Origin of the sequence: Pelagibacterium flavum, from assembly GCF_025854335.1 — a bacterium.
Classification (GTDB): domain Bacteria; phylum Pseudomonadota; class Alphaproteobacteria; order Rhizobiales; family Devosiaceae; genus Pelagibacterium; species Pelagibacterium flavum.
The window spans coordinates 2,286,641-2,312,820 of the sequence record NZ_CP107716.1 but is presented as its reverse complement, the minus strand read 5'-3'; the positions used below and the strand labels follow the sequence as shown (position 1 = coordinate 2,312,820).

The window sequence follows — 26,180 nt, the reverse complement described above, 5'->3', positions numbered from 1 at the left end:
ATGCGCGCCACCAGAAATATCATGATCTCGGCGGTGCTCATGCTCGCCAGCCTCGCTCCGGCCCTCGGGCAGGAAAACGAAGAGATCGCAGTAATCCATTCCGGGGATCAGAGTTTCACGTTTGCCGTCGAGATTGCCGACACGCCCGAGGAGACCTCGCGCGGGCTAATGTTCCGCGAAGAACTGGCGGCCGATGCCGGCATGCTTTTCGACTTCATAGATGAGCGCCCGGCCAGCTTCTGGATGCAGAACACCCTCATTCCGCTCGACATGCTGTTCATCAAGGCGGATGGTGAGGTTGTACGTATCCACGAAAATGCCGTTCCCATGGATACGACACCAATCCCCTCCGGCGAACCGGTGCGCTTCGTTCTGGAAATTCCCGGCGGACGTTCCGCCGAACTGGGGCTGAAAGCGGGTGCCCGGCTGGAGCACCCGCGGGTAGAGCTGGACACCGAAACAGCAGAATAGCCGCTGTTATTCGATTAGCGCACGACCAGCACCGGCACGGTGCTCGACGTGAGAACTTCGGTCGTCTGACTACCCAGCAGCATTTTGCGGAATCCGCGGCGGCCATGGGAGGCCATTACGATGAGATCCACGTCCATTTCCTGAGAAACCTCAACAATGGCATCGGCGGGATAGCGGTTAGCGATGTGCCGCGTCTCGCATTGAACCCCGGTCTCCGATGCAAATCGGGCAGCCTCTTCTAGAATATCCTTCACCGCTGCATGCATTGCCGCATCATATTCGGCAATGCTTGTGGGCCCGGCGACAGCCAACGCGCCCGAGGCCCACATATCGGTGACGGTGATTACCGTAACCTTCGAGCCTAATTGTTTGGCGAGCTTGAGGCCCTGATCCAGCCCTTTGGTAGCCAATTCCGAACCGTCGGTTGCGATGAGGATGTGTTTATACATGGCGCGTCTCCTTTGCGATGAACAACGCTAACCTGAGCCGATCCGTTGCGACTTGATTTGGGTCAACGGGGTTGTCAGTCCCGCAAAAACGCCCGCACGGGCTCAATCTGTGCGGCAACGTTCAGGGCTGGCGCGTGTCCAACGCCGGCAATATCGAGTCGCTGTGGCCGCGGTCCGCGCGCCTGCATGCTCACGGCAAGGTCTTCGCTCAACAGGTCGCTTTCAGCTCCCCGGATTAGCAGCATCGGCGCAGTGATGGCATCGAAATCGGACCATTGATCGCCGACGTCGTTTGCTGCATCGAATTGAGCGACGATGGCCGGGTCATAATGGACAGTCACTTTTCCCTCGTCCGTGCGCCGCGCCGAACTGTCCGCCATCGCCCGCCATTCGGCGTCGCTAAGCGGCCCGAACGGCGCATAAACGGCGCGCAGCCAGGCTTCAAGCTCCCGGATTGTGTCAAAGACCGGTGGGTTGCCGACATAGGTCGAAATGCGTTCGACGGCGGTGGTGGGGATTTCGGGGCCGATATCGTTGATGACGAGGTGGCTGATGCGCCCGCGCATGGGACCACCCGCGAGGCGTATGCCGACGGCTCCGCCCATGGAGGTGCCTATCCAGCGACAGGTGGAAATGCCGAGCTGATCGAGCAGCTCCATCGCCATGGCGCCGAAATTGTCGAGCCGGTATTCGCTTGATGGGTCGTCCGCCCATTGGCTCAGTCCACGCCCGAGCGTGTCGGGCGCAAGGATGAAGTACTGGTCCCTCAAGGCGCGTGCGATGGTGTCGAAATCGCGTCCCGTACGGGCCAGACCGTGCCACATGATGAGCGCCGGCTTGTCCGGAGTTCCCCATTGGGAAACGTGGATTTCCCTATCACGCAGCGCGAAGTAGCGGGAGACGGGCTCGGTCATTCGAATTTTCCTCTAAAACGTCCGACAATTCCGGTCGGAAAGAAATAAACGCTGAGGATGAACAACAGCCCGAGCCAGAACAACCAACGGTCCGGGTGCAGCAGATCGGGGACGAATGGAATATCTGCAGTTGCCGCGCTTGCCGTAGCCATCACATCGCGCAGATAGTTCTGGGCCAGTACAAAAATTGTCGCGCCCAGAATGGCGCCCCACATGGTGCCCATGCCACCGATCACCACCATGACCAGTATGTCGATCATTAGGTCGAGCGATAGCGTGGTTTCAGGACCGGTGTAGCGAAGCCAGACGGCAAAGAGCGCGCCGACAAGTGCGGCGGCGACTGCCGAAATCACCGAGGCGATCGTGCGGTAGTAAACTGTCTTGAAGCCCAAGGCCTCGGCCCGGAAATCGTTCTCGCGGATTGCCTGAAGGACGCGGCCGAACGGGGAATTGACGAAACGCATGAGGAGAAGAAACAGCGCGGTCGCACCGACAAAGACGAGATAGTAGGCCAAAAGCCTGCCATCGAGCCTCACGTCGAAAATGCGGAAGTCGGCAAGCTTGAAGGCCGGGGTAAGGATATGAGGCACCCGATAGGTCAGCCCGTCCTCCCCGCCCGTAATCGTATAGAGCTGCGAGATGAGGATACCGAAGGCGCTAGAAACGGCGAGTGTGATCATCGCAAAAAAGATCGCCCGCACGCGTAGCGAGGCGAGCGCGATAAACAGCGCCAGAACAGCCGCGATCGCCACGCCGATCAGCGTGCCCAGCCCGATCGAACCCCAGCCCGGTCCAAAGTTGTATGATGCAATCGCAACGCCATAAGCGCCAAGACCAAAAAACATGGTGTGGGCAAACGAAACGATCCCCGTGTAGCCCAGCAGCAGGTCATAGCTCGCGACAAGTGCGATGATGATGCAGATACGTGCTGCCGTATCCATCGACCGCGTGCCCGGAAAAATGAAGGGCGCAAAAGCCAGGCACAAAACGATCGCCGCTATAGCGACGCTCAGGAGCGGCCTGCCTGGCGTGTCGCCGGAAAGAATGGATTTGAACATCGTCGCTTACCTCGATCCGCTTGGCTGCAGCAGGCCGTTGGGGCGCCACATCAAAACGACCACCATGAGCAGGATGGCGGAACCCAACGACAGCTTGGGCGCGAGATAGGCGACATAGTTATTGGTCAGCCCAATCAACAACGCTGCAACGAAGCAGCCTTCGATCGAGCCCAAACCGCCGATGATGATGGTGATGAACACCAGAATCATCACGCTCATGCCCATGTGTGCGGTGATCACCTCGTCATAGAGCCCCCACATGATGCCGCCCATCCCGCCAAGTGCCGAAGCGGCAACGAAGACACCGATGAAAAGGACAGAAATGCGGTAGCCCAGCGCTTCCACCATTTCGCGGTTCTCGACGCCTGCCCGCACAAGCAGCCCGATCTTGGTGCGCGTCAGGATGATCCGCAGCGCCACAAACAGCGCGAGGCCCAGGCCGACGGCAAGTAGCCGGTATTTTTCGAGTATCACGCCTCCAACGATGAAGGCGCCCTTTAGGCTTTCTGGGCGCGGGATGGGGATTTCATTGGGACCCCAGATGACAATGATGAGCTGTTCGATAACGATAAGCCCACCGGTGGTGATCAATATCTGCTTGAGGTGGTGGCCATAGACAGGGCGCACGATCAGCCGCTCGAAGGCGAGGCCCAGAACGCCTGCGGCAACCATTGCCGCCAAGGCGCTAAGCAGCAGGGCGAGAAGATTGAGTTCGATTGCTGCCGCGCCGTAGAGCGGTCCGAGTGCCAAAAGCACGGACACCCCGACAAAGGCGCCAAACGAAATCATCGCGCCGTGTCCGAAATTGAGAACGTCCATCAACCCAAAAACAAGGGTGAGCCCGGACGCCATGATGAAGATCATTAGCCCCATGGCAAGCCCCGCCAGCGTCAGCGTGCCCCAGGTCGGTACGCTGCTGATCGGTAGCAATGCCAATAAGATCAGCAACGGCACGGTGAAATAGGCGAGGCGATCCCGCACATATCCCACAGGGCCGCGCCGGTTGCCCGAGAGGGCGATCGGTTCATCATTCGCGCTCATGCCGCGTCTCCCCCAACATCGAACCCCAGCAGCCGGCACTGAAGCGCTGTGTCGGCGCTCAGCGCTGCCATGGTCCCGGTGTGTGTGATCTTGCCGTCGTCCATGACAGCAACCCGGTCACCCACCCGCTCGGCGAGCGCGAAATTCTGTTCGACCATCAAAATCGTGACGCCCGTCTCCTTGAGCGCATCGATCGCATTGGCCAGAGCATCGATGATCGTGGGCGCCAATCCCTTTGTGGGTTCATCAATGAGCAGCAGGTCCGCCGGCTCGATGATGGCGCGCGCGATGGCAAGCATTTGTCTTTGCCCGCCCGAAAGCTGACCGGCCGGCCAGCGCCAGAATTTGCGGAGCGCCGGAAAGAGGTCATAGATCCACTCGAGCCGCTTGGCATTGGGCTCGCCAGCCCGCGCCGCCAGCACCATGTTCTCCTCTGCGCTCAGAGTGCCGAAAATGCCCATATTCTCGGGAACATACGCAATGCCGCGCCGCGCGATCTCTGGCGTCGAGAGTCTGGTCACGTCCTCGCCGGCAAAAACGATGCGCCCCTCGCGCACCGGCCAGAGCTTCATTATCGTGCGCATCGTGGTGGTCTTGCCGGCGCCGTTGCGTCCGAGCAGCATCGTCAGTTCGCCGCGCGGGATTTCAAGATTGACGCCGTGCAGAATGTGATAGCGCCCGATATAGGTATGAACGTCAGAGAGCGATAAAAGCGCGTCGGTTCCTGCCATCGTCGCCTCCTAATGTCCCATGGTTCCGAGATAGGCATCACGAACGACGTCAGACCTCATCACCTCCGCCGGAACGCCGGCGGCCACGAGCTGGCCGTTGTGGAGCACCATGATTTCGTCGGCCAGCGATCGGATAACGTCCATCTTGTGCTCCACCAGGATAATGGCTTTGCTCGCATCGGATTTGATGGACTGGATAAGCTCGAGAATGATCGGGGCTTCATCCGCGCTCATGCCGGCGGTTGGCTCATCGAACATGACAATGGAGCTTTCGAGCGCCAGCAGCAGCGCGACCTCCAGCTTGCGCTGGTCGCCATGCGAAAGATTGGCGGCGGGTTCATTGCGTCGTCCGGCGAGCCCGCAGCGCTCGATATAGCTCATGGCGGTGTCGATTGCGAATTTGTCCGCATCGGCGAGCCGAAAAATGTCCATGGCTCCCGGGTGTCGGGCCTGAATGGCAAGCCGGACGTTTTCGAGAACCGAAAGTCGCGGAAACAGATTGGTCAACTGAAACGCCCGCCCGATCCCACGCCGTGTGCGCTCAGGCACCGAGAGTCGGGTGATATCGTCGCCCTGGTGAATGACGGTGCCGCTGCTGGCGCGCAACTGGCCGGAAATCAGGTTGAAATAGGTCGTTTTGCCGGCCCCGTTCGGCCCCACGATCGCAACAAGACATCCGGGACGAAAATCGTAGCTCACCGAATCCACGGCGACATGGCCGCCAAAGCGGACCGTCAGGTTGCGGGTCTGCAGCGCCGGCGCCGTGGTGTGGTCCATCATCGGTCTCCGCTGATCGAACAGGCAGGGACGGGCGCGCTCCCCGGCGCCCGCCACCTCCTTAAGAGATTGGATGTCAGTTCCGGACGGGAATATCCATCTCTTCCGCTTCGATCACCTCGACCAAGGCCGGTACGCCCCATTCGACGCCGTCCTGCACTTCAATCCTGAAGTGGAACATGTCCTGCATCGCCTGGTGATCCTCGGGTCGGAAGGTCATTTCGCCCTTGGGCGTGTCCCAGCTCATGCCCTCCATGGTCGAGATCAGCGTCTCGGTATCGGTGTCACCGCCCGTCGCCTCGAGCGCCGCGACGATCGCCCCGGCCGCGGCAAAACCACCAGCGGTGAAGAAGTCGGGCGGACCGTCAAAACGCACCTGGTGTTGCTCGACGAGCCAGTCGTTGATGGGGTTTTCTAGGTTCTCATAATAATAGTAGGTCGCCCCTTCCATGCCGGGGAAATCTCTGTAGGCGACAAGTGCCGGCAGGATATTGCCACCGGTTGCCAGTTCGATGCCGAGTCGGTTCGGATCCATGTCCTGGATCTTGCCCAGCGGATTGCCGCCGCCGGCCCAGATCACGAAGATGACCTTGCGCCCGTCTTCGCCTTCGAGTGCATCGAAGATGCGCTGGGCATGTGCAGTGAAGTCGGTGGTGTCTTGGGGCGCGTATTCCTCGAACACCAGCTCGGCGCCGGTGCTCTCGAGAGCCTCGCGGAACGCGGCGACCCCGTCGCGGCCAAAAGCATAGTCTTGCGCCAGCGTGGCGATCTTGACGTCGTCCTGACCGAGAGCCACAGCGTTGGCGACAGCATCCTGGGACGAGTTGCGGCCCGTGCGGAAGATATAGCGATTCCAGTTCTCGCCAGTGATGGAGTCGGCCACCGCCGGCTCCACGATAAAGATCTTGCCGTATTCCTCGGCGACCGGCAGCATGGCCAACGCGACACCTGAGCTCACCCCGCCGACGGCAAGATCGACTTCATCGTCGCCATAAGCCTCCGCGAGCAGCGCCCGGCCAATATCGGGCTGGAGCTGGGTGTCCTTTTCGATGACCTCAATCGGCCGCCCGGCAATCTCCATCGTGCCGTCGGTGTAATATTCGAGCCCCAGCATCAGGCCGTTGTGGGACTGCGTGGCATAGGCTTCAAGCGGGCCTGTCTTGCCATAGACATGGGCGATGGTGATTGGATCGGCGTCCTGAGCGCCTGCGGTACCCGCGGCAGCTGCCATCGCGGCCAAAGCGGCTATGACGAGTATTTTACTGAGTTTCATAGTTTCCTCCCGTTGAGCAACCGCGCATCCCTTGCCCCTGCTTTGCTGGTCTCTCGACAATCGCGGCGGCCATCCTCCTGGAGCCGAACGCGCGCCGGCTTGCAGCTTCCCGCAAATAGCGTGCCAACTCCCGGGAGGCGGTCCAACTGTTCAAAACTATCGGAGATTTGCGGGTTCGCTGGGTTCTCGTTTCCGTTGCGCTTTGGTCGTGCCGTCCGGATTGCCGGACGGATGTCCGGTGTGCCGGACATCATGCGAAGCAACCCATTATACTGAGCCCGCGACACGTCGCGGACGGCGGATGGCGAGCACGATGAGCAGAGTTGCCGCGAGCAGCATGATGCTGCTGGCTATGAAAACGCTTGTTGCGCTACTGGTGTCGAAGATGGCGCCGACAACAGCCGCGCTCGCAGTACTTGCAGCTGAGATAGGCAACTCGCGGTCGGTGTTCGCCGAACGGTTCATGGCCGTGACCGGCGCGACGCCGGTGCGCCATCTCACCGAATTGCGGATGCAGTTGGCGACCCAATGGATCGCCCGCGATCAGCAGTCCATCGATCGCGTAGGTCAAAAGCTCGGCTGCAACTCGCAGGCAGCCTTCAGCCGGGCGTTCAAGCGAGTAGTCGGAGCGCCGCCAAGCGCGGTGCGTTCGCCGGCCGGGCTGTACAAGACCCAAAGTGGCGACCCCGACAGGATTCGAACCTGTGACCAATAGCTTAGAAGGCTACTGCTCTATCCAGCTGAGCTACGGGGCCGTCAAGTGCCGTCTAGCTCAAATAGCACGGCTTGTCAGCATGTGACATTGTCGGCGCTTGACTTTGTATCCACAACAACCGATATGAACGCTATGCTAGGTGCTGCCGCGTGAGCAGCCATCGCGTCCCCGCTTAGGGTGACCCCTTGAACCGGCATGATTTCCCAAGTTCCCAGATCACGCGGGGTTCTGACAGGTCCGACGCTCGGTGCGCAATGTGGCGCGTGAGTTTGGATGGATCTGCAACCGCAACGGCAAACGCGCAGCTTCATGAGTTGGCGCGGTAAAGCCGCATAATGTCCGGCGCGCGTTTCGGCGCTGCCGGAAAAGGATATAATTTGACTCAGTTTCAGGCTCTCGGCCTTGACGATCACCTTCTTAAAGCCATCGCAGGGCTCGGCTTTTCCGACCCCACGCCCATTCAGGAACGGGCAATTCCGCTTGTTCTGGAGGGCCGCGATATCATGGGCCTTGCCCAGACCGGCACCGGCAAGACCGCCGCATTCGGTCTTCCCATCATTCAGCAGCTCCTGGCCAAAGCTGGAAAGCCTGACCCCAAGACGTGCAAGGCCCTGATTCTTGCGCCGACCCGCGAACTGGTGAACCAGATTGCCGTCAACTTGCGCGCTTTCACCAAGGGCTCGCCCATCAAGGTCAATTCCGTTGTCGGCGGCATGTCCATCGGGACCCAGATCAAGGCGCTGGCGCACGGTAGCGACATTGTCGTCGCAACGCCGGGCCGTCTACTCGATCTCGTCAAGCGCCAGGCTATCCGGCTCGATTCCGCCAGGCATCTCGTGCTCGACGAGGCCGATCAGATGCTCGATCTTGGCTTTATCCACGCTCTGCGTGATATCTCACGCCTTGTCGGCCAGCCCCGCCAGACCCTTCTGTTTTCGGCCACAATGCCCAAGCAGATGAATGAGATCGCAGCGGTTTACCTCAAGGATCCCGTCCGCGTTCAGGTGACGACACCGGGCAAGACCGCCGACAAGGTGACCCAGAGCGCTCATTTCGTTGAGCCGGGCGGCAAGCTTGCGCTGCTCAAGCAATTGCTTTCGGTCGACAAGGACTCGCTCTCGCTGGTTTTTGCCCGCACCAAGCACGGCGCTGAAAAGCTCTCGAAATCTCTTGCTGCGGCCGGCTTTGCCTCGGGCTCGATCCACGGCAACAAGAGCCAGGGCCAGCGTGACCGCACCCTCAAATCGTTCCGCAGTGGGGAAATCCGCGTTCTGGTGGCAACCGATGTCGCAGCGCGGGGTATCGACATTCCCGGCGTCAGCCATGTCTATAATTACGAGTTGCCTCAGGTTGCCGAAAACTACGTCCATCGCATCGGGCGCACAGCGCGAGCCGGCGCCGAGGGCGAGGCGGTAGCTCTGGTGTCAGGCGAAGAGTACGGCCTGTTGCTCGATATCGAGCGACTTACCGGGCTTTCGATCTCCACCGCAGGTGGCGAGCGCCCGCTGCGCAAAACGTCGACCGCTCCCGCCAAGAAGCGCACGCAGGGCCGAAACGGCAAGCCACAATCAAAGGGGCAGGGGGCTGGCAAGCCCTTCGACCCCGCAAAGGCTGCTGCCCAGCGCAACCGCAACAAGCAGCGCAACAAGCGGGCTCGCCAGGCTGCGTAAGTACGACAATCACGGCAAATGATGAAAAGGCAGTCGCTACGGCGGCTGCCTTTTTTGCGTTGGGCGGTGGAAAATCGCGTCGACCGCATTTGGCAGAGGCGCTTATCCACATATTCGACTTTGGTATTACCTCCTCTTGACATCGATTACATTTTGGCATGTGATGCTTGTAATCGATTGCAGCGAGTGCGACTTGCACACGTGTAATCGATTACATCTCCGTGTCGAGGAGACCCGCGTGTTGAGGAGCCGCGGTACGGTTGATGGAGGAGGGGCGGCCAACATGCCGTCTTGAGGAAACCCTGGGAGGATTATCCGATGAAGAAATTCACAGTGGCTGCATCCATTGCGGTCGCCTTGATGTCGACGACTGCGGTGTCCGCGGCTGAGCTTGAAGTCACGCACTGGTGGACCTCGGCCGGCGAGGCGGCATCGATCGCTGAATTCGCACGCATTTTTGAAGAAGAAACCGGCCATACTTGGGTCGACAGCGCCCTTGGCGGTTCGGGCACAGGCGCAAACCCCGTCATCATTAGCCGCATCATCGGCGGTGATCCGATGGGGGCAACCCAGATGAACACCGGCCGTGATGCCGAGGAACTCATCCAGGCGGGCCTTATGCGCGACCTGACCGACATCGCCGAAGAAATGAATATTCGCGATTTCTACGTCGATGAATCCCTGCTTGAGCCCTGCACTTATGAGGGGCGCATCTACTGCTTCCCCATCAATATCCACTCGTGGGATTGGCTGTGGCTGTCGACGGCGGCCTATGAGGAAATCGGGCAGCCTGTTCCAACCAATTGGCACGAATATGTAGAAAGCTGGCCCGCGCTCCAGGAGGCCGGCATCCTGCCTTTCGGCCTTGCTTCAGGTTGGCCGATCAACGGCGTTCCGGGCGTGCTTCTGGCAGGCATCGGCGGCACCGATCTGGTTCTCGCCGTTAACCGCGACAAGAGCGGCGACGCGGTGCGGAGCCCTGAATTCCGGGAAGTGGCCGAAGCCCTCGATGATCTGCGCAGCGTGATTTCGCCCGAAATGATGGTCCCGAGCTTTGGTGACGTAGGCAATCAGATTCTTGCCGGTGAAGCTGCTGGCAACATCCATGGCGACTGGCTCCAGGGCGATCTTCAGGTTGCCGGTGGTGTTCCCGGAGAAGACTACGAATGCGTTCCTGCCCTTGGTCTGAATGACCAGCTTTCGGGTGGCGGTGACTCCTTCTTCTTCCCTGTGTTGCCGGAAGGCACTGATCCGGAGGTTCTCGAGGCACAAACCCAGCTGGCACGCATTCTGATTTCGCCGGAAGGTCAGCTTGCCTTTAACCTCAAGAAGGGATCGATGCCGATCCGTACCGACATTGATCTCGAGCAAGCAAACCCGTGCATGCAGAAGGCCCTTGGCCTGCTCGGCAACGGCTTGCTCCCCGCCGGTGAGTCCACGCTGACCAGCGACACTCAGCAGCAGCTCGATGATCTGACCAGAGAGTTCATCGATAACGACTCGATCACAGTCGATGACTACATCGAGCGGTACGCTACCCTCATCGAGAACGCTGACTAAGCGTTTGCCTGGATGACTTGAACGCGGCCGGCCCATAAAGCAGGCTGGCCGCTGTTCCCCCATATTGGAGGGACTAAATTGGCTCACGTTTCGCACGCCGCCAGCTCACAGTCTGGGTCGGCTTTTGCACGCTATTTCAAGCAGCTCTTTACAAGAAATCTCGCTGCAAAATTCGCGGCAACGCCGATGGTCGTTACTGTTCTGGTGGTTTTTGTCGGCTGCACCGGTTGGACGATATGGTACTCCTTCACCGGATCTCGCTTGTTGCCCAACAACACTTTCGTTGGGCTTGAACAGTACCAGCGTCTCTTCGCTTCGTCCCGGTGGAACATCTCCATCCGAAACCTCTTCATTTTCGGCTGTTTTTCGCTGGTCTTCACTATGGTGATCGGCTTCGTGCTCGCCGTTCTCATGGATCAGAAAATCCGGTTTGAGAGCGCTTTCCGCACGATCATGCTCTACCCCTTTGCTCTCTCGTTTATCGTAACGGGTCTGGTCTGGCAGTGGATCATGAACCCTACGCTCGGCCTGCAGGGGACTATGCGCAACCTGGGCTGGGAGAGTTTCCGGTTCGACTGGATCGCCCAGTCCGACATGGTGATCTATGCGCTCCTGATCGCCGGACTTTGGCAGGGAACCGGATTCGTTATGGTGCTCATGCTGGCGGGTCTGCGTGGCATTGACGAGGAGATATGGAAGGCCTCACGGATCGATGGCATACCGACGTGGAGAACATATCTCTTCATCGTTCTGCCGATGATGCGGGGGGTTCTCGTTACCGCTGTTGTGATTGTCGGTTCGGGAATTGTGCGGCTTTACGACCTTGTGGTTGCGTTGACCAGGGGCGGCCCCGGCATCGCCTCTGAAGTACCGGCCAAATACGTTTACGATTACATGTTCACCGCCGGCAATATCGGGCAGGGGCTGGCCGCCTCCACCATGATGCTTCTGACGGTCATGATCATCATCATTCCCTGGGCTTATCTCGAATTCGGCGGGGGCAAAAAGTCATGAGCAATCCGGCAGCAATTTCCGGCACGGTCGCAACCGACGCGGTCAAAAAGGACCTCGCATTGTCCGAACCGCACGGTCCGCGCCCCAAGCCCTTTTTCACCCCGCGCCGGATCGTCATGTATTCGATCCTGTTCGTGGCGTGCCTCTACTACCTGTTTCCGCTCTACGTCATGGTCATGACCTCGTTCAAGACCATGCCCGAGATCCGCTTTGGCAACATTTTCGCGCCGCCGCGTGAATTTTCGGCTGAAGGCTGGGTGAAGGCCTGGACCAGCGCGTGCACGGGCCTGACCTGTCAGGGCCTGAGCCCGGGGTTCTGGAACTCGGTGAAAATCCTCGTCCCGAGCGTTATCGTTTCGACCTCGATTGCCGCGGTCAACGGCTATGCTCTGGTCAACTGGAAGTTCAGAGGGTCTGAAGTCTTCTTTGCCATCCTCATCTTCGGATCATTCATCCCCTATCAGGTGATGCTCTATCCACTGGTGATGATAACCCGTGACCTCGGCATCTTCGGCACCATCCCGGCGGTCATCATGGTTCATACCATCTTCGGCATGCCCATCCTGACCCTGCTGTTCCGCAACTATTTCGCCTCGCTTCCCGTGGAGTTGTTCAAGGCAGCCCGCGTGGATGGCGCAGGGTTCTGGCGGATATTTTTCGAGATCATGCTGCCCATGAGCCTTCCCATCATCGTTGTGGCCCTGATCCTGCAGGTGACCGGCATCTGGAACGACTTCCTGTTCGGCGTCGTCTTTGCGGGAACGCAGAATTATCCGATGACGGTGCAGCTCAACAATATCGTCAATTCAGCGCAGGGCAGCCCTGAGTATAACGTCAACATGGCGGCCACTATGCTTACGGGCCTGGTGCCGCTGATCGTCTATTTCGTCTCCGGCAGATTGTTCGTGCGAGGCGTTGCCGCTGGTGCGGTGAAAGGATGAGTGCAATGCAAGAAAGCGTATCGATCAGGAATCTGTCCCTCAGTTTCGGGGCCGTGAAGGTACTCGAACGCATGGACCTCGACGTCCAGCAGGGAGAGTTTCTTGTGCTGCTCGGGCCGTCTGGGTGTGGGAAGTCAACCCTGCTCAACTGCATCGCCGGTCTTCTCGATGTCAGCGGCGGGCAGATTTTCATCTCGGGCAAGAATGTCACCTGGGAGGAGCCCAAGGATCGCGGCATCGGCATGGTGTTCCAGTCCTACGCGCTCTACCCGCAGATGACGGTGAAAAAGAACCTCACCTTTGGGCTTCGGGTTGCGGGCCACAAGAAGGACGATATCGAACGTCGCGTGGCGCGCGCCGCCGAAATGCTGCAGATTGAGCCACTGCTCGATCGTAAACCTGCCAATCTGTCGGGCGGCCAGCGCCAGCGCGTGGCCATCGGTCGCGCACTCGTGCGCGATGTCGACGTCTTTCTCTTCGACGAGCCGCTGTCCAACCTTGATGCCAAGTTGCGCTCCGACCTGCGGGTGGAAATCAAACGCCTGCATCAGCGGCTTGAAAACACCATGATTTACGTGACGCACGACCAGATCGAGGCAATGACATTGGCCGATCGTATTGCCATCATGCGCGACGGGATCATCCAGCAGCTTGATACGCCGCACGCCATTTACAACCATCCGGTCAACCTGTTCGTGGCGGGCTTCATCGGCTCGCCGTCGATGAACTTCATCAACGGCGATCTGCGTGCCAGGACGTTCAATGCGGATGGAATTCCGCTCGATATGGCAGGGTACGGCTTTGAGTCGGGCAATGAGAACCTCAGCACCAAAGCCATATTGGGCGTCCGCCCCGAACACGTGATCGTGGGCGAAGCCGCCGCCAGCCAACCCGTCAACTTCGAATCCGAAATCGAGATCGTCGAACCCATGGGGTCGGACACCATCGCTTGGACCAAGCTGGGAAAACACGAATTTACCTTCCGGGCCGACAGCGAACTCAATCTCGAAGTTGGACAAAAGATAAAGCTCGGCTTCGATCCGGCGCGGGCTTCCATCTTCCACGCCGACAGCGGCGATCGTATTTAGGGAGTATCAAGTGACCGATTTTTCGTTTCAGCTCTACAGCGCCCGCAATTTCCCGCCCTTCAGCGACGTGTTCGCCCTGCTTTCGCGACTCGGCTACGCCAGCGTCGAAGGTTTCGGAGCGCTCTATACCGATCCGGTCGGTTTACGACGCGACCTTGATGCCAGCGGTTTGACCATGCCCACCGGCCATATCGGGCTCGACCAGCTCCGCGATAAACCGAAAGCCACCGAGTTGGCCCGCACGCTTGGCTTGCAGACGATCTTTTGCCCGTTCATCGGCCAGGAATACTGGAAGCAGTCCGACGCCAAATGGACCGAACTGGCTCGCGAACTCGGCGAACTGGCCAAATACTACCGCGACCAGGGCTTCGGTTTCGGCTGGCACAATCACCATTTCGAATTTTGGCCGCTCGACAGTGGTCGTACGCCTATGGAGGTCCTGCTCAGCGAAGCGCCGGAACTCGATTGGGAAATGGACGTCGCCTGGGTGGTGCGCGGAGAGGATGATCCCAAGCGCTGGATCGACAAATACGCCGATCGCATCGTCGCCGTTCACTTAAAGGACATTGCTCCCGAGGGTGAGGCCGCCGACGAGGACGGCTGGGCCGATCTCGGCCACGGCGTCGTGCCGTGGAAGGATTTGTTCGCTGATTTGAAAGCCAAGACTAAGGCGAAATATTTCGTCATGGAACACGACAATCCCAATGATCTCGAACGCTTTGCCGCGCGATCCATCGCAACGGCAAAAGCTCTCTAGGACCATCAAATGAGCAAAACATACGGCGTCGGCATTCTGGGTGCCGGCAATATATCAGCGGCCTATCTCAAGCTCGCGCCGCTGTTCAAGGGCATTGAGGTGAGGGCGGTTGCAGACATCGTTCCCGAGGCCGCAAAGGCGCGGGCCGACGAATTCAACGTCGCGGCCCAGACCCCTGACCAGCTTCTGGCCAATTCCGAACTCGACGTGATCGTCAACCTGACGATTCCCGATGTGCACTACCGCACATCCAAAGAGATCGTATCGGCCGGCAAACATGCCTATTCCGAAAAGCCTCTCGTCCTCACGCTTGAGGAGGGTGAGGACTTGCGGAAGGCGGCAAACGAGGCTGGAAAGCAGATTGGCTGCGCTCCTGATACTTTTCTCGGCGGGGCCCATCAGCAGGCCCGCGCGCTGATCGACGAGGGCGCCATCGGCCGTGTGACGTCGGGTACATGCCACGTCATGAGCTTCGGCCTTGAGCACTGGCACCCCAATCCGGACTTCTTCTTCAAGCCGGGTGCCGGGCCGATCCTCGACATCGGTCCTTACTACGTCGCCAATCTCATCAACCTTATTGGTCCGGTCAGACGGGTGACGGCCTTTTCGTCCACGCCCCGCGAGCGTCGGGAGATCACCAGCGAGCCACGCAGGGGACAGTATGTCACCGTCGAAACGCCGACGACCATTCACGCGGTGCTCGAATTCCACAATGGCGCGCTTGTAACGCTTGGGGCGTCCTGGGACGTCGAAGCGCACCAGCACTCCAACATGGAAATCTACGGCACCGACGGCTCGCTCTATGTGCCCGACCCCAATTTCTTTGGCGGTGACCTCACGCTTGCCCGCCGCGAGGGCGTGCGTGAAGTGGTCAAACCCTGGAAACATCCTCTGGGCGTGGCCAATTGGGAACGCCCGAACGGTCCGCCCTTCGCCAACTACCGTACAGCAGGTCTGGCCGACATGATGCTGGCTATCGACGCGGGCCGCAAACCGCGCTGCTCGCTCGAAACCACGCTGCATGGCGTCGATGTCATGACTTCGATCCTCAGATCGGGCGAGATCGGCCAGGCTGTAACGCTGACCACCACCTGCGAGCGCCCCGACGCCCTCGGCCCCGTCGAGGCGCAGGCGCTACTGGTCTGACGGGCAGGACGGAACGCCTACGCCTTGAGGCGCCACAGATTATCGGGCTCCCCCCGGTCGCGGCGCATGGTTGGGGGACCGTGCGCCGCGATTTTTATTGAGCGCTGTGCCTTGCCTCGCTTGACTGTCAGAGCAAGGCATTTATCGTGTAAACGTTTTCACCTGACGCACGTACGTCAAAAGGCGGCAAAGCCGCCGCAACCGAGGAGGACATTTCATGCGCACTTTAAAGGGCCCGGCGATATTTCTCGCCCAGTTTGCCGGCGACGCGGCGCCGTTCGATACGCTCGACAACATCTGTAAATGGGCCGCGGGACTTGGCTACAAAGGTGTGCAGATCCCCACTTGGGTCTCAGGCTTCATCGACCTGAAAAAGGCAGCAGAATCTAAAGATTACTGCGACGAGCTTAAAGCCACCGCCGCCAAGCATGGTGTCGAGATCACCGAACTGTCCACCCATCTGCAGGGCCAGTTGGTCGCCGTCCATCCCGCCTACGATACCGCATTCGATGGCTTTGCCGCCCCCGAGGTCAGGGGCAATCCGAAAGCCCGCCAGCAATGGGCGGTGCAGCAAATGCTCTGGGCCGCCAAGGCGTCCCAGAATATGGGCATCACCGAGCACGCCACCTTCTCGGGCGCGCTCGCCTGGCCCTACATCTACCCTTGGCCCCAGCGCCCCGCCGGACTTGTGGAAGAGGCTTTTGACGAACTGGCCCGCCGCTGGATGCCGATACTCGACAAATTCGACGAGGCTGGCGTCGATCTGTGCTATGAGATCCATCCGGGAGAAGACCTCCATGACGGCGTCTCCTACGAGATGTTCCTCGAGCGCGTGAACAATCATACCCGCGCCAATCTGCTCTATGATCCGAGCCACTTCGTGCTCCAGCAGCTCGATTATCTCGATTACATCGACATCTACCACGAGCGCATCAAGATGTTCCACGTCAAGGACGCCGAGTTCAACCCGACCGGCCGACAGGGCGTGTATGGCGGCTTCCAGGGCTGGGTCGAACGGGCAGGGCGCTTCCGTTCGCTGGGCGATGGGCAGGTCGATTTCGCCGCCATCTTCTCAAAACTCGCCGCCTATGATTTTGCCGGCTGGGCCGTTCTCGAATGGGAATGCGCCCTCAAGCACCCCGAGGATGGCGCGCGCGAAGGCGCCGAATTCATCGCCAGCCACATTATCCGCGTCACCGAAAAGGCCTTCGATGATTTCGCCGGTGCTGGTACGGATCGTGCAGCCAATCGAAAGATGCTCGGTCTCGATTAAGGAGAAATTCAATGGCAGAAAACGGAAAACGTCCCATCCGCCTCGGCATGGTCGGCGGCGGCACCGGGGCCTTCATCGGCTATGTTCATCGTATCGCTTCGCGACTCGATGGTGACTATCACCTGGTGGCCGGTGCCCTATCGTCGCGCGCTGAAATCGCCAAGGAAAGCGGCAAAAATCTCGGTCTGGCGGAAGATCGTATCTATACCGATTTTGCCGAAATGGCCCGCGCCGAAGCCGCCCGCGAGGATGGCATCGAGGCGGTCGCCATCGTTACCCCCAACCACATGCACTTCGCCCCGGCCAAGGCGTTTCTTGAAGCCGGCATCCACGTCATCTGCGATAAGCCGCTGACGTCTTCAATCGAAGACGCCTATGCCCTCCAAGAAATCCAGCCGAAGAATGGCGCCAAGTTCCTTCTGACCCACAATTACACCGGCTACCCGCTGATCCGTCAGGCCCGTGCCCTCGTCGAATCCGGCGCCCTGGGCAAGTTGCGAGTGGTCCAGGTTGAATACCCGCAGGATTGGCTGGCTGTAGCGCCCGAAGAGGACAACAAGCAGGCCGCGTGGCGGACCGATCCGTCCAAGTCCGGCGCCGGCGGCGCTATCGGCGATATCGGCACCCATGCCTATAATCTCGCCCGTTACGTCACCGGCCTGAAAACCGCAGCAGTGTCCGCCGATCTCGACGCCTTTGTGCCCGGCCGCCAGCTCGATGACAACGTCCACATCATGCTGCGCTTCGAAGGGGGCGCCAAAGGCATGCTCTGGGCCTCCCAGGTTGCCGTAGGCTGCGAAAATGGTCTCCAGCTTCGCGTCTATGGTGAAAAGGCAGGCATCGAGTGGCGCCAGGACAACCCGAACTACATGTGGTTCACCGAATTCGGAAAACCCAAACAGCTCCTGACCCGTGGCGGCGCCATCGACGGCTCTGCCGCCGGCGCCATGGGCGTCCGCATCCCGGCGGGCCACCCCGAAGGCTATCTCGAAGCGTTCGCGACGCTCTACAGCCAGTTCGCCGCCATCATTCGGGGCGACGGGGCGGAATTTGAGGGCCTGCTCCCGACACTGGACGACGGCGTCGAGGGCATGGAATTCATCATGGCGGCAGTAAAATCCTCAAAGGACGACAGCCGCTGGACGACCCTGGGCTGATCTAGCAAAAAGGGCGGCGCACCGCGCCGCCCCACATACTCAAGCGTCTTCGCCCGCTTACATGCCTTCGTGCCACACGGCGACGTCGCGCAGCGCAACATCCAGACCGTCGATCATGCCCACCTCGGTGGCAGCACCTGACTGCAGATCGACGGTATAAAGGGTCATGTTGGCCACCAGATACGCCGTGTTCATGTCGATCTCTTTGGCAAAGATATCGAAGGCGATCGCATCGGCATCATCAATGCCCAGCATGCCGCGCGTTTCGAGCGTGCCGTCATTAGGAGCGGTCTGTTGCAGCAGCGACATCATCGACCATTCGATGTCATACATTGCCGTCGCATCGGGCGAACCAATCGAGTTGATGTAAGCGGTCGCAACCACCGTGAAGTCGGCATCGGCGTTTGCGTCGCCTTCGGCAAAATGCAGACTGCCATCGACAATGGTTTCCCCCGTGTCGACATTGATGCGCAAATTCGTGCCGTCCGAACCCATGAACCGCAGGCGGTCGGCCATCGGGTTGAAATCGACCATGGCGTAATCGCCGCCGATGGTTTCGGTTATGGTCGAAACCACGGTGGCTTCGCCGGTCGCGGGGTCGATCGTCACGATATTGTAGTCCGAATCCACGCCATAAAGCATGTTGTCGGCGGGGCGCTGGTCGATGCCGAACAGACTGTCGACGCCGGAGACTTCCATCATGCCTTCGACCATGAGCGTCTCGGTATCGAACATGACGAGGGTCTTGTCGCCGGCGAGCCCGACGGCGGGCTGGGCGAGCGCGGCGCCAGTCAGGGCAAAAAAGCTGGTGCCGATGAGAGCGGCGCGGGTAAGAGTACGGTGAGACATTGCGTTTCTCCTGGTCGTTCAATGAGTTGGCTCCCCGAATTCCGCGGAGCCTGTGTTGGTCACATTGGCTCTACCCGCCACACGCCCATCCGGATGCATCGGCGCGATGACTTTTTTGCTTTTTTGCATCTGAAGCGGTTTCTGGTGTGTAGAGTGGCCAGAAAGGTGATGCCGAGGTGTGGGGAGCGATGAACGAGCAGGGCGCGACGGCACAGGTGAATTCATTGGTTATCGAGATTGCCAAAGGCGACAGATCGGCCCTTGAAGCCCTGTTTCGCATGGAAGCCGGGCGGCTGCTTGCAGTTGCCCGCCGCATCGTGCGCCGCTCCGATCTCGCCGAGGAGGTCGTGCAGGATGCGTTCGTGGCCATCTGGCAGCGCTCGGGCCAGTACGATCCCAGATATGGCGAGGCGCGCGGTTGGATCACCCGTATTGTGCGAAACCGGGCACTCAACCTTTTGCGCGATGCCGGGCGCGTTGATCACGTCGATAGCAAGACCCTCGAAGCCATGGGCGACAGAACCGGCGATGCCAGCAACGCCTACGAGCTACTGCCTGAGCGGCACGCGCTCAAAGGGTGCCTTAGGCAGCTCGACGCCCGAAAGCGCACGGCAATTCTCCTGTGCTACGTCACTGGCCTCACCCACGGTGAAGTCGCCGCCAAGCTCGACGCGCCGCTGGGTACGGTCAAGGCCTGGATCAGACGCGGCATGACCGCCTTGCAGGAGTGCCTTGGATGACGGCACCATCGGACACCAATGATATGATTGCCGAGTATGTACTGGGCCAGCTCGAAGGCGAGCAACGGGCGCGATTCGAATCCCGAATCGCCAGCGAACCCGAGCTGGCGCGCAAGGTTGCCGCGCTGCAGCAGAATTTTGACGCCCTCGACGCGACGGCGGCGCCCGAATCTGTTCCCGCCGACCTCTGGTCAAGAATTGAATCCTCACTCGCCACAGCGCCCGAGGCGCCGCCTGCAGCCAACACCAATCGCCCATCTACGGCCGTCGACCTCCCGCGCTGGGCCGGGATGGCGGCTGCTATTCTCCTTTCGCTCGGAGTAGGGTTCTTCGGCGGCCAGTCCCTCGGTCCCGTCCCCCAGGCACCCCTTGTCGTGGCCGTCCTTGTCGGTGACGACATGGAGCCCGGCGCCATCATTGAGGCTTTCGCAGACGACAGCATCCGCATAATGCCACTCGAAGCTCTTGTGGCGCCCGACGGCTCGACCCTCGAAGTCTGGACCTTGCCCGATCCCGAGACCGGACCGGTCTCACTCGGCACTTTCCGCGAGGCGCGCGACCTGGTCTTGGGTGGCCCCAATCTTCCCGCACCGCAGCCCGACCAGCTCTATGAAATCACGCTCGAGCCAGCGGGCGGCTCGCCCACAGGTCGTCCCACCGGGCCAATCCTCCTCAAGGGCTTTGCCCGGGCGCCGGTCATTTAGCTCAACAGGGCAGGGGCTGCCGAGCTCGTCAGCACCAGCCCCGAAACAAACAGAAGGATCAAGACGAGGCGCCGGAAGGCCTGCGTGTCCAGGCGCTTGAACAGCATGGCGCCGAGCAGGGCAGGCACCACAAGTGCCACCGAAATCAGCCCAAGATGCTGCCAGGTTGCACGGTCAATGATTGATCCGGCAAGAAAATACCCAATCATCGTAGTTACATGCATGGCGATATTGAAGCCCTGCATTATTCCACGCTGACTGTCCTTGTCCATGCCCCTAAGCGTGCACCAGAGGGTCGGAATGGGCCCGGAAAGCCCGCCGAGTCCTCCGAAAATTCCTCCCAGCCAGCCGGCAATCCCATTGCCCCAGTTCCCGCCATAACCGATTTTGAAACCGGCCGGCACGAACAGCATGATCGGACAATAAACGATCATGAAAACCCCCAACGCCAGCTTGAAGCCCTGCGGATCGAGAACGCTGAGCAGGAAAATTCCAAGCGGCACGCCCAAAATTCCCCCGACCACAAACGGCAGCATGCCTTTTGGATTGAAATGGCGCCCGACGATCGGGAGCGTGACCAGCTGACCGATGAGTGACCCGAACACCGCCATGGGTGCTGCCAGGGCGGGATCGACAGCCCAAGCCCAGATGCTCAGACTCGATAATGCAAACGCAAACCCGGCCAGCCCCTGAACGAAGCCGGCTACAGCCGCGCCGCCAAGCACCACAAGAAGATATATTTCCAAGGCGCTGGCGCCTTAGTGCGTCCAGGGCACCTTGCGGTCGAATCGGAAATTGTCGGGATAGCTGACCTTCTTTATGGTCGGCTCTTGCGCCGGCTGCACCACATAGGCGATGCCCTCGCGGCGGGCATAGGATTCCGCGTCCTCGAGCGTGTCGAACCGCAACTTGATCTGCTGCTTCATATCGCCAGACGAGGTGTATCCCATCAGAGGATCGATTGAACGGGCCACTTCAGGCTCGAAAACCAGCACCCAGTCCTGGCTTTTGCCTTTTCCCGACTGCATTGCGTTGCGGGCGGGGCGATAGATGCGTGCAACCATAATCAACAATCCCATGGCTGGCCAATGGTCGGGGCAGCAAGATTCGAACTTGCGACCCCCGGTTCCCAAAACCGGTGCTCTACCAGGCTGAGCTATACCCCGACATGGCCATCGGTGTTGCGATACACATTCTTTTCTGGCAGGGCAAGGCGTGTTAGCCGCGCCCGGAGCATTTCCAGCAAGCGCGACAGCAAAATTCCAGGCCTCAACTGGCCAAGAAGATGGAGACCGGGGAAAATTGCTTGCTCCCGAAACCTTTACCGCCCAATGGCTCAAGGCTGTCATGGAACGGCACCGGCAGGCGAAAGTCCTGTTCTGGTGGCCCTTATGGACGATGCTGGGGCTTCTTGCCCTGGCGGTTCTGCTCGATGGCCCCGTTACCGAGGCAGTGCGCAATTGGCCATCGGGTGAGCGAGCATTTTTCCGCTTCATAACCGACCTGGGCAAATCGGATTGGCTGTTTGTCCCCACGCTTTTGGCCGGACTTCTGTGCGGGGCAGGTTTGCGACTCAAGCTCTCTTACAGCTGGGCCTGGGCAGCGAGAGGCGTTTTGGCGATCTCGGCCTATATATTTGCCACCATCGCCATTTCCGGTCTGGTCACTGTGGTGATCAAACGCATCATCGGGCGTGCCCGCCCAATGTATCTCGAAGACCTGGGAGTGCTTCATTTCCAGCCGTTTGAATTGCTGGACTGGAGTTTCCACAGCTTTCCGTCCGGACACGCGACGACTGCGGTCGCCTTTGCCCTGGTGTTGCGCACCCTCACCAACGGTCGATTCCATGGCTGGCTGATCGCCTTTGGCTTTGCGATCGGGCTCAGCCGTATCGTGGTCGGCGATCACTATCTTTCCGATGTGATCGCCGGATCGTTTGTCGGGTTGGCCTCGGCAATTGTGGTTCGCGATTATTTCGTCACCCGGCGCTGGGGCATGGAGGTCAAAGGCGGTCGGGTGCACTACCGTATGTTCGCAGCCTTCGAGCCGCTCATGCGCTGGCTGCGCCGCCGTCACATCCCCGCTGTATTCAAATAACGCGCAATTCCGTCGCTGAGATCGGCTTTGAGGTCGTTGAGGTCCTCGAAACCCACATGAATCCGCAGCAGATTGCCACGCACCTCCCACGGCACGGCAGTGCGGATGCGCTTGGGGTCCGACGGCAGGATCAGGCTTTCAAATCCGCCCCAGGAATAGCCCATGCCGAAAACGCGCATGGCGTCCACCATGGCCGCAACAGCTTGTCGCGACGCCGGCGGCAGGATGATTGAGAACAGGCAGCCGCTCCCCGAAAAGTCTCGCAAAAAGATGTGGTTATCGGGATGAGAGGGCAGGGCGGGATGCAGCACTTCGACAGCGTCCATCTGGTCGAGCCAGCTGGCCAGTTCGAGAGCGCGGGCCTGATGCTCCTTCATCCGCACGGCAAGGGTCCGCATGCCCCGTGTTGCCAGATAGGTATCATCGGGTGAGGCGATAAGCCCAAACGTCCTGTGCGTGTGCACAAGCTGATCCAGATACCCGTCATTGGCCGAAACCGTGCCCATCATCACATCAGAGTGGCCAACGAACATCTTGGTGGCCGAATGAATGATGATGTCGGCCCCCAGAGCCAGCGGATTGTAAAACAGAGGAGTCGCCCAGGAATTGTCGACGAGTACAGCGATACCGCGCCCCGATAGCGCGTTGGCTATTGCGGGCAGGTCCTGAATTTCAAACGTCAGCGAACCCGGACTTTCGAGAAATACCGCGCGGGTCTTCTCGCTCACCAGGTTCGCGATAGCGCCCCCGATTCTCGGATCGAAATAGCGGGTGCTGATTCCAAGGCGCTTAAGCACGCTGTCGGCAAATCTTCGTGTTGGTTCGTAAACGGAATCGGTGATCAGAACTTCATCGCCTACCGACAAACACGTAAGAAACGCCAAGGAAATTGCCGATACTCCCGATGGCGTGAGGACGGTCCCGGCGGCCCCCTCCAACTCGGTTACCAGTGTCTCCAGCCCGGTGGTGAGCGGCGTGCCCTGTCGGCCGTACCGGTAACGAATTTTGCTGTCATCAAGCTCCGCCAATGTATCGAAAACAACCGTGCTGCCCCGGTAAATGGGCGTGTTGACAAAGCCGTGCTGGGCATTGGGATCCCGCCCGCCATGCGTAAGAAACGTCTCCGTACCTTGTTGGAATATCGCGGCTTTTTCTGAATCTGACATGTTACTCCGGCCTGGATCACTTATAAAAGGTCAGTATTGGTGCTTCATATTTAGGCGGGCACTTGGAAGTGACTATTTTCGTATCGCTTTTGCCCTTGACGCACACAGTAAAACTGGGCTTCGATGCTGCCCAGCAATGCGCTCGATGGCAATAGGGCGCTGCTTCCCGCCAACAGGTGGGACAAGAGGGGTGGGCGGCAACGCACCAGCTCCGTCAAAAAGGGTTAGGAAACAAAGGCAATCCTATGAAAAAACAATTCATCACTTGCGCTGTGGCAGCCGCGATGGCGACCACCTCATCCGCTGCCTTCGCGCAGACGCTCGACGAGGTGATGGAGCGTGGCTTTCTGCAGTGCGGCGTGACCGAAGGCGTCCCGGGGTTCTCATTCCCCGATGACAATAACAACTGGACTGGCCTGGAAGTCGATTTCTGCCGCGGCATGGCTGCGGCGATCTTCGACGATCCCGAGGCTGTTCGTTACACCCCGCTGACATCGCAGGTCCGCTTCGAAAGCCTTGCCAACGGCAACATCGATGTGCTGTCGCGTACGACCACGTGGACGATGAGCCGCGATACCGATCTTGGCATCACCTTCACTGGCACCATGTTCTATGACGGTCAGGGTTTCATGGTGCGTGAGGATGCGGGCGTAACCTCTGCGACGGAACTCTCCGGTGCCGCGGTCTGTATCGAATCCGGCACGACCACAGAGCTTAATGCTGCTGACTACTTCGCGACGCAGGGCATGGATCTGTCCAACGCCGTTGTGTTCGTCAACCAGGACGAAGTGGTTCAGGCCTATCTCGATGGACGGTGTGACGTGTTCACGACGGACTCCTCGGCCCTGGCTGCCGAGCGTTCTGGTTTCCCCGATCCCGAAGCCCATATCATCCTGCCAGAGATCATCTCCAAAGAGCCGCTTGGCCCCTCGGTTCGCTCCGGCGACACCCAGTGGTTCAATATCGCCAAGTGGACCCTGTTTGCCATGCTCAATGCAGAAGAACTCGGTGTGACTTCGGAAAACGTCGACGACATGCTCGGTTCGGAAAATCCTGCTGTTCGTCGCTTGCTGGGCGTTGAAGGCGATTTCGGCACGCCGATCGGCCTCTCGACCGATTGGGGCTACCGGATCATCAAGCACGTGGGCAATTATGGCGAACTCTATGCCAAGCATGTTGGCCCCGAAACACCGATCAACATCCCGCGCGGCGTGAATAGCCTGTGGACTGATGGCGGCGTCATGTACGCTCCGCCGATCCGCTAAGCGTCGACCACCTTTCAGCCCGGGCGCCCAGCGCCCGGGCACTTCCGAACTAGCAGTCAAGCAGCGCTTAACAGCTGCAATGCCGTCGGTTCGGCCAGGGGTTAAGGGATCAACATGACAGACGTCTCGCAGAAGCGGTCGGGCACTTCGGCACGGTCGGGCCTTGACGCTTCGCTTTTTTACAATCCGACTGCGCGCGGGATTGCATATCAGGCCGCATTGCTTATCGGGGTTGTGCTGCTGTTCTGGTGGCTACAGTCCAACGCGGCGGCCAATATGGCGGCGCAAGGCAGAGCCACCGGGTTTGGATTTCTGTTCCAGACCGCCGGTTTCAACATCGGCTTCTCCCTCTTGCCGTTCAGTCGCAGCTCGACCTACCTCGACGTCTATATCGTCGGCATATTGAACACGCTGCTGGTGGCCGTTATCGGCATTGTGCTGGCAACGATACTGGGCTTTATCATCGGTATCGCGCGGCTCTCGTCAAATTTCCTCATCCGCAAACTTGCGACAGTCTATGTCGAAGTCATGCGCAACATGCCGCTCTTGCTGCAGCTGTTTTTCTGGTACTTCATGGCGCTCAACGCCTTGCCTGCTGTTCGGCAAAGCTACGAGTTGCCCCTGGGCGCGGTCCTGAACCAGCGGGGGCTTTATCTGCCGCTGCTCCAGAGTGACAGCCGGTTCCTGCTCGCTCTCGGCATTTTCATCGTTTCGATCATTGCGGCTGTGATCTGGCGCGCGCGTCGAATCCGCAAGATGGAAGAAAAGGGAGACCGACTTCCTGTCGTGCTGCCAATGCTCGGCATTGTCCTGGTCCCGACGGTGATTGCGCTGCTTGCTGCGCAGGTGCCGATCGCGTTCAGCTATCCCGAATTGACCGGGTTTAATTACACTGGTGGCTTCGTCGTGCCACCAGAGTTGACTGCCCTGATCATGGGCTTGGTCATCTATACGGCGGCCTTCATCGCCGAAATCGTGCGTGCCGGCATTCAGGCCGTCAACTACGGCCAGGTCGAAGCCGCTTCCGCCCTCGGGCTCAAGGAAGGTGACCGGCTGCGGCTGGTCGTCATTCCCCAAGCCATGCGGATCATCGTTCCGCCGCTGACCAGCCAATATCTCAACCTGACCAAGAACTCTTCACTTGGGGCGGCCATCGCTTTTCCCGAGCTGGTCAACGTCTTCATGGGCACCGCGATCAATCAGAGTGGGCGGGCCGTCGAGATCGTGGCGCTCACGATGGCGGTCTATCTGACATTCTCGCTGACGACGTCGCTGTTCATGAACTGGTACAATTCGCGCGTCGCGCTGGTGGAGCGTTGAGATC

General features: G+C 59.6%; 27 protein-coding genes and 2 tRNA genes. 16 read left to right on the top strand and 13 right to left on the bottom strand.

All coding sequences use genetic code 11. The annotated features are described in order from the left end of the window. Entirely contained in the window at positions 1 to 471 is a 471-nt protein-coding gene (locus OF122_RS11545; RefSeq protein ID WP_264224393.1) for a DUF192 domain-containing protein, read from the top strand. A 14-nt stretch (positions 472 to 485) separates the two neighbouring features. On the opposite strand, the gene OF122_RS11540 is transcribed toward OF122_RS11545, so the two are convergent. The 7 genes from OF122_RS11540 to OF122_RS11510 all read right to left on the bottom strand — a co-directional run bounded on the left by OF122_RS11540 (position 486) and on the right by OF122_RS11510 (position 6,714). Beyond that, complete coding sequence (locus tag OF122_RS11540; RefSeq protein WP_264224392.1) at positions 486 to 920, bottom strand: universal stress protein; 435 nt, start codon at positions 918 to 920, stop codon at positions 486 to 488. 74 nt (positions 921 to 994) lie between these two features. Then, complete coding sequence (locus tag OF122_RS11535; RefSeq protein WP_264224391.1) at positions 995 to 1,834, bottom strand: alpha/beta fold hydrolase; 840 nt, start codon at positions 1,832 to 1,834, stop codon at positions 995 to 997. Next, positions 1,831 to 2,892 carry a branched-chain amino acid ABC transporter permease gene (locus OF122_RS11530; protein ID WP_264224390.1) on the bottom strand — a complete coding sequence of 354 codons (1,062 nt, stop codon included), beginning with the start codon at positions 2,890 to 2,892 and terminating at the stop codon, positions 1,831 to 1,833. The genes OF122_RS11535 and OF122_RS11530 overlap by 4 nt, the downstream gene beginning before the upstream one ends. A 6-nt stretch (positions 2,893 to 2,898) precedes the next feature. Then, positions 2,899 to 3,933 carry a branched-chain amino acid ABC transporter permease gene (locus tag OF122_RS11525; RefSeq protein ID WP_264224389.1) on the bottom strand — a complete coding sequence of 345 codons (1,035 nt, stop codon included), beginning with the start codon at positions 3,931 to 3,933 and terminating at the stop codon, positions 2,899 to 2,901. Continuing rightward, positions 3,930 to 4,664, bottom strand: coding sequence for an ABC transporter ATP-binding protein (locus OF122_RS11520; protein ID WP_264224388.1), 735 nt, complete (start codon positions 4,662 to 4,664; stop codon positions 3,930 to 3,932). The genes OF122_RS11525 and OF122_RS11520 overlap by 4 nt, the downstream gene beginning before the upstream one ends. 9 nt (positions 4,665 to 4,673) lie before the next feature. Beyond that, positions 4,674 to 5,441: an ABC transporter ATP-binding protein gene (locus OF122_RS11515; protein ID WP_264224387.1), complete on the bottom strand. Its 768-nt coding sequence runs from the start codon at positions 5,439 to 5,441 to the stop codon at positions 4,674 to 4,676. Between the two features lie 76 nt (positions 5,442 to 5,517). Continuing rightward, positions 5,518 to 6,714: a substrate-binding domain-containing protein gene (locus OF122_RS11510; RefSeq protein WP_264224386.1), complete on the bottom strand. Its 1,197-nt coding sequence runs from the start codon at positions 6,712 to 6,714 to the stop codon at positions 5,518 to 5,520. A gap of 313 nt (positions 6,715 to 7,027) precedes the next feature. Between OF122_RS11510 and OF122_RS11505 the strand changes: the two genes are divergently transcribed. Continuing rightward, a complete protein-coding gene (locus tag OF122_RS11505; protein WP_319019362.1) occupies positions 7,028 to 7,429 on the top strand; it encodes a helix-turn-helix domain-containing protein in 402 nt (133 codons plus the stop codon). Here the strand turns inward: OF122_RS11505 and OF122_RS11500 are convergent. After that, a tRNA-Arg gene (locus OF122_RS11500) sits at positions 7,393 to 7,469 on the bottom strand. The two genes, OF122_RS11505 and OF122_RS11500, sit on opposite strands and share 37 nt — an antisense overlap. Before the next feature lie 337 nt (positions 7,470 to 7,806). On the opposite strand from OF122_RS11500, the gene OF122_RS11495 reads away from it, so the two are divergent. The 9 genes from OF122_RS11495 (at position 7,807) to OF122_RS11455 (ending at position 18,035) form a co-directional block, all read left to right on the top strand. Continuing rightward, on the top strand, positions 7,807 to 9,099 hold the full coding sequence (locus OF122_RS11495) for a DEAD/DEAH box helicase (RefSeq protein ID WP_264224385.1): 1,293 nt from the start codon (positions 7,807 to 7,809) through the stop codon (positions 9,097 to 9,099). Between the two features lie 318 nt (positions 9,100 to 9,417). Further along, positions 9,418 to 10,659 (top strand): ABC transporter substrate-binding protein, encoded by a 1,242-nt coding sequence (locus OF122_RS11490; RefSeq protein WP_264224384.1) that lies wholly within the window; start codon positions 9,418 to 9,420, stop codon positions 10,657 to 10,659. 186 nt (positions 10,660 to 10,845) lie between these two features. Further along, complete coding sequence (locus OF122_RS11485; RefSeq protein WP_264227655.1) at positions 10,846 to 11,673, top strand: carbohydrate ABC transporter permease; 828 nt, start codon at positions 10,846 to 10,848, stop codon at positions 11,671 to 11,673. Then, positions 11,670 to 12,614: a carbohydrate ABC transporter permease gene (locus tag OF122_RS11480; RefSeq protein ID WP_264224383.1), complete on the top strand. Its 945-nt coding sequence runs from the start codon at positions 11,670 to 11,672 to the stop codon at positions 12,612 to 12,614. Before OF122_RS11485 ends, OF122_RS11480 begins: the two co-directional genes overlap by 4 nt. Before the next feature lie 5 nt (positions 12,615 to 12,619). Next, complete coding sequence (locus tag OF122_RS11475) at positions 12,620 to 13,702, top strand: ABC transporter ATP-binding protein (protein WP_408636230.1); 1,083 nt, start codon at positions 12,620 to 12,622, stop codon at positions 13,700 to 13,702. Between the two features lie 10 nt (positions 13,703 to 13,712). Further along, positions 13,713 to 14,459 carry a sugar phosphate isomerase/epimerase family protein gene (locus OF122_RS11470; protein ID WP_264224381.1) on the top strand — a complete coding sequence of 249 codons (747 nt, stop codon included), beginning with the start codon at positions 13,713 to 13,715 and terminating at the stop codon, positions 14,457 to 14,459. Positions 14,460 to 14,468: 9 nt separating this feature from the next. Continuing rightward, positions 14,469 to 15,605, top strand: a complete 1,137-nt coding sequence (locus tag OF122_RS11465) for a Gfo/Idh/MocA family protein (protein ID WP_264224380.1) — start codon at positions 14,469 to 14,471, stop codon at positions 15,603 to 15,605. A 217-nt stretch (positions 15,606 to 15,822) separates the two neighbouring features. Further along, a complete protein-coding gene (locus tag OF122_RS11460; RefSeq protein ID WP_264224379.1) occupies positions 15,823 to 16,878 on the top strand; it encodes a sugar phosphate isomerase/epimerase family protein in 1,056 nt (351 codons plus the stop codon). 11 nt (positions 16,879 to 16,889) lie between these two features. Further along, on the top strand, positions 16,890 to 18,035 hold the full coding sequence (locus OF122_RS11455) for a Gfo/Idh/MocA family protein (protein WP_264224378.1): 1,146 nt from the start codon (positions 16,890 to 16,892) through the stop codon (positions 18,033 to 18,035). Between the two features lie 57 nt (positions 18,036 to 18,092). Here the strand turns inward: OF122_RS11455 and OF122_RS11450 are convergent, their stop codons facing one another. Then, positions 18,093 to 18,884, bottom strand: a complete 792-nt coding sequence (locus OF122_RS11450; protein ID WP_264224377.1) for a DUF4394 domain-containing protein — start codon at positions 18,882 to 18,884, stop codon at positions 18,093 to 18,095. Positions 18,885 to 19,072: 188 nt separating this feature from the next. Here OF122_RS11450 and OF122_RS11445 point away from each other — a divergent pair, with 188 nt between their 5' ends. Both OF122_RS11445 and OF122_RS11440 read left to right on the top strand, forming a co-directional pair. Further along, a complete protein-coding gene (locus tag OF122_RS11445) occupies positions 19,073 to 19,624 on the top strand; it encodes a sigma-70 family RNA polymerase sigma factor (RefSeq protein WP_264224376.1) in 552 nt (183 codons plus the stop codon). Beyond that, positions 19,621 to 20,328 carry an anti-sigma factor gene (locus OF122_RS11440; RefSeq protein WP_264224375.1) on the top strand — a complete coding sequence of 236 codons (708 nt, stop codon included), beginning with the start codon at positions 19,621 to 19,623 and terminating at the stop codon, positions 20,326 to 20,328. Before OF122_RS11445 ends, OF122_RS11440 begins: the two co-directional genes overlap by 4 nt. Here the strand turns inward: OF122_RS11440 and OF122_RS11435 are convergent. From OF122_RS11435 to OF122_RS11425, 3 genes are all read right to left on the bottom strand, one after another. Next, positions 20,325 to 21,074 (bottom strand): sulfite exporter TauE/SafE family protein, encoded by a 750-nt coding sequence (locus OF122_RS11435; RefSeq protein ID WP_264224374.1) that lies wholly within the window; start codon positions 21,072 to 21,074, stop codon positions 20,325 to 20,327. The two genes, OF122_RS11440 and OF122_RS11435, sit on opposite strands and share 4 nt — an antisense overlap. 12 nt (positions 21,075 to 21,086) lie before the next feature. Then, a complete protein-coding gene (locus OF122_RS11430; RefSeq protein ID WP_264224373.1) occupies positions 21,087 to 21,392 on the bottom strand; it encodes an ETC complex I subunit in 306 nt (101 codons plus the stop codon). A gap of 25 nt (positions 21,393 to 21,417) precedes the next feature. After that, a tRNA-Pro gene (locus OF122_RS11425) sits at positions 21,418 to 21,494 on the bottom strand. A 136-nt stretch (positions 21,495 to 21,630) separates the two neighbouring features. Between OF122_RS11425 and OF122_RS11420 the strand changes: the two genes are divergently transcribed. Continuing rightward, positions 21,631 to 22,425, top strand: a complete 795-nt coding sequence (locus tag OF122_RS11420) for a phosphatase PAP2 family protein (RefSeq protein ID WP_264224372.1) — start codon at positions 21,631 to 21,633, stop codon at positions 22,423 to 22,425. Here OF122_RS11420 and metC read toward each other — a convergent pair. Beyond that, positions 22,401 to 23,591 carry a cystathionine beta-lyase gene (gene metC / locus OF122_RS11415; protein ID WP_264224371.1) on the bottom strand — a complete coding sequence of 397 codons (1,191 nt, stop codon included), beginning with the start codon at positions 23,589 to 23,591 and terminating at the stop codon, positions 22,401 to 22,403. The genes OF122_RS11420 and metC overlap by 25 nt on opposite strands. A gap of 245 nt (positions 23,592 to 23,836) precedes the next feature. Here metC and OF122_RS11410 point away from each other — a divergent pair, with 245 nt between their 5' ends. Both OF122_RS11410 and OF122_RS11405 read left to right on the top strand, forming a co-directional pair. Further along, a complete protein-coding gene (locus OF122_RS11410; RefSeq protein WP_264224370.1) occupies positions 23,837 to 24,856 on the top strand; it encodes an amino acid ABC transporter substrate-binding protein in 1,020 nt (339 codons plus the stop codon). A gap of 114 nt (positions 24,857 to 24,970) precedes the next feature. Further along, on the top strand, positions 24,971 to 26,176 hold the full coding sequence (locus OF122_RS11405; protein WP_264224369.1) for an amino acid ABC transporter permease: 1,206 nt from the start codon (positions 24,971 to 24,973) through the stop codon (positions 26,174 to 26,176). Positions 26,177 to 26,180: the final 4 nt, after the last annotated feature.

What these genes read in the sequence shown, in the direction of transcription:
- OF122_RS11530 (WP_264224390.1), bottom strand. Translation starts at nt 2,892, where the DNA reads ATGTTCAAATCCATTCTTTCCGGCGACACGCCAGGCAGGCCGCTCCTG.
- metC (WP_264224371.1), bottom strand. Translation starts at nt 23,591, where the DNA reads ATGTCAGATTCAGAAAAAGCCGCGATATTCCAACAAGGTACGGAGACG.
- OF122_RS11460 (WP_264224379.1), top strand. Translation starts at nt 15,823, where the DNA reads ATGCGCACTTTAAAGGGCCCGGCGATATTTCTCGCCCAGTTTGCCGGC.
- OF122_RS11520 (WP_264224388.1), bottom strand. Translation starts at nt 4,664, where the DNA reads ATGGCAGGAACCGACGCGCTTTTATCGCTCTCTGACGTTCATACCTAT.
- OF122_RS11510 (WP_264224386.1), bottom strand. Translation starts at nt 6,714, where the DNA reads ATGAAACTCAGTAAAATACTCGTCATAGCCGCTTTGGCCGCGATGGCA.
- OF122_RS11545 (WP_264224393.1), top strand. Translation starts at nt 1, where the DNA reads ATGCGCGCCACCAGAAATATCATGATCTCGGCGGTGCTCATGCTCGCC.
- OF122_RS11475 (WP_408636230.1), top strand. Translation starts at nt 12,620, where the DNA reads ATGCAAGAAAGCGTATCGATCAGGAATCTGTCCCTCAGTTTCGGGGCC.
- OF122_RS11485 (WP_264227655.1), top strand. Translation starts at nt 10,846, where the DNA reads ATGGTCGTTACTGTTCTGGTGGTTTTTGTCGGCTGCACCGGTTGGACG.
- OF122_RS11445 (WP_264224376.1), top strand. Translation starts at nt 19,073, where the DNA reads ATGAACGAGCAGGGCGCGACGGCACAGGTGAATTCATTGGTTATCGAG.
- OF122_RS11405 (WP_264224369.1), top strand. Translation starts at nt 24,971, where the DNA reads ATGACAGACGTCTCGCAGAAGCGGTCGGGCACTTCGGCACGGTCGGGC.
- OF122_RS11535 (WP_264224391.1), bottom strand. Translation starts at nt 1,834, where the DNA reads ATGACCGAGCCCGTCTCCCGCTACTTCGCGCTGCGTGATAGGGAAATC.
- OF122_RS11450 (WP_264224377.1), bottom strand. Translation starts at nt 18,884, where the DNA reads ATGTCTCACCGTACTCTTACCCGCGCCGCTCTCATCGGCACCAGCTTT.
- OF122_RS11465 (WP_264224380.1), top strand. Translation starts at nt 14,469, where the DNA reads ATGAGCAAAACATACGGCGTCGGCATTCTGGGTGCCGGCAATATATCA.
- OF122_RS11440 (WP_264224375.1), top strand. Translation starts at nt 19,621, where the DNA reads ATGACGGCACCATCGGACACCAATGATATGATTGCCGAGTATGTACTG.
- OF122_RS11455 (WP_264224378.1), top strand. Translation starts at nt 16,890, where the DNA reads ATGGCAGAAAACGGAAAACGTCCCATCCGCCTCGGCATGGTCGGCGGC.
- OF122_RS11540 (WP_264224392.1), bottom strand. Translation starts at nt 920, where the DNA reads ATGTATAAACACATCCTCATCGCAACCGACGGTTCGGAATTGGCTACC.
- OF122_RS11410 (WP_264224370.1), top strand. Translation starts at nt 23,837, where the DNA reads ATGAAAAAACAATTCATCACTTGCGCTGTGGCAGCCGCGATGGCGACC.
- OF122_RS11480 (WP_264224383.1), top strand. Translation starts at nt 11,670, where the DNA reads ATGAGCAATCCGGCAGCAATTTCCGGCACGGTCGCAACCGACGCGGTC.
- OF122_RS11490 (WP_264224384.1), top strand. Translation starts at nt 9,418, where the DNA reads ATGAAGAAATTCACAGTGGCTGCATCCATTGCGGTCGCCTTGATGTCG.
- OF122_RS11515 (WP_264224387.1), bottom strand. Translation starts at nt 5,441, where the DNA reads ATGGACCACACCACGGCGCCGGCGCTGCAGACCCGCAACCTGACGGTC.
- OF122_RS11525 (WP_264224389.1), bottom strand. Translation starts at nt 3,933, where the DNA reads ATGAGCGCGAATGATGAACCGATCGCCCTCTCGGGCAACCGGCGCGGC.
- OF122_RS11430 (WP_264224373.1), bottom strand. Translation starts at nt 21,392, where the DNA reads ATGGTTGCACGCATCTATCGCCCCGCCCGCAACGCAATGCAGTCGGGA.
- OF122_RS11505 (WP_319019362.1), top strand. Translation starts at nt 7,028, where the DNA reads ATGAGCAGAGTTGCCGCGAGCAGCATGATGCTGCTGGCTATGAAAACG.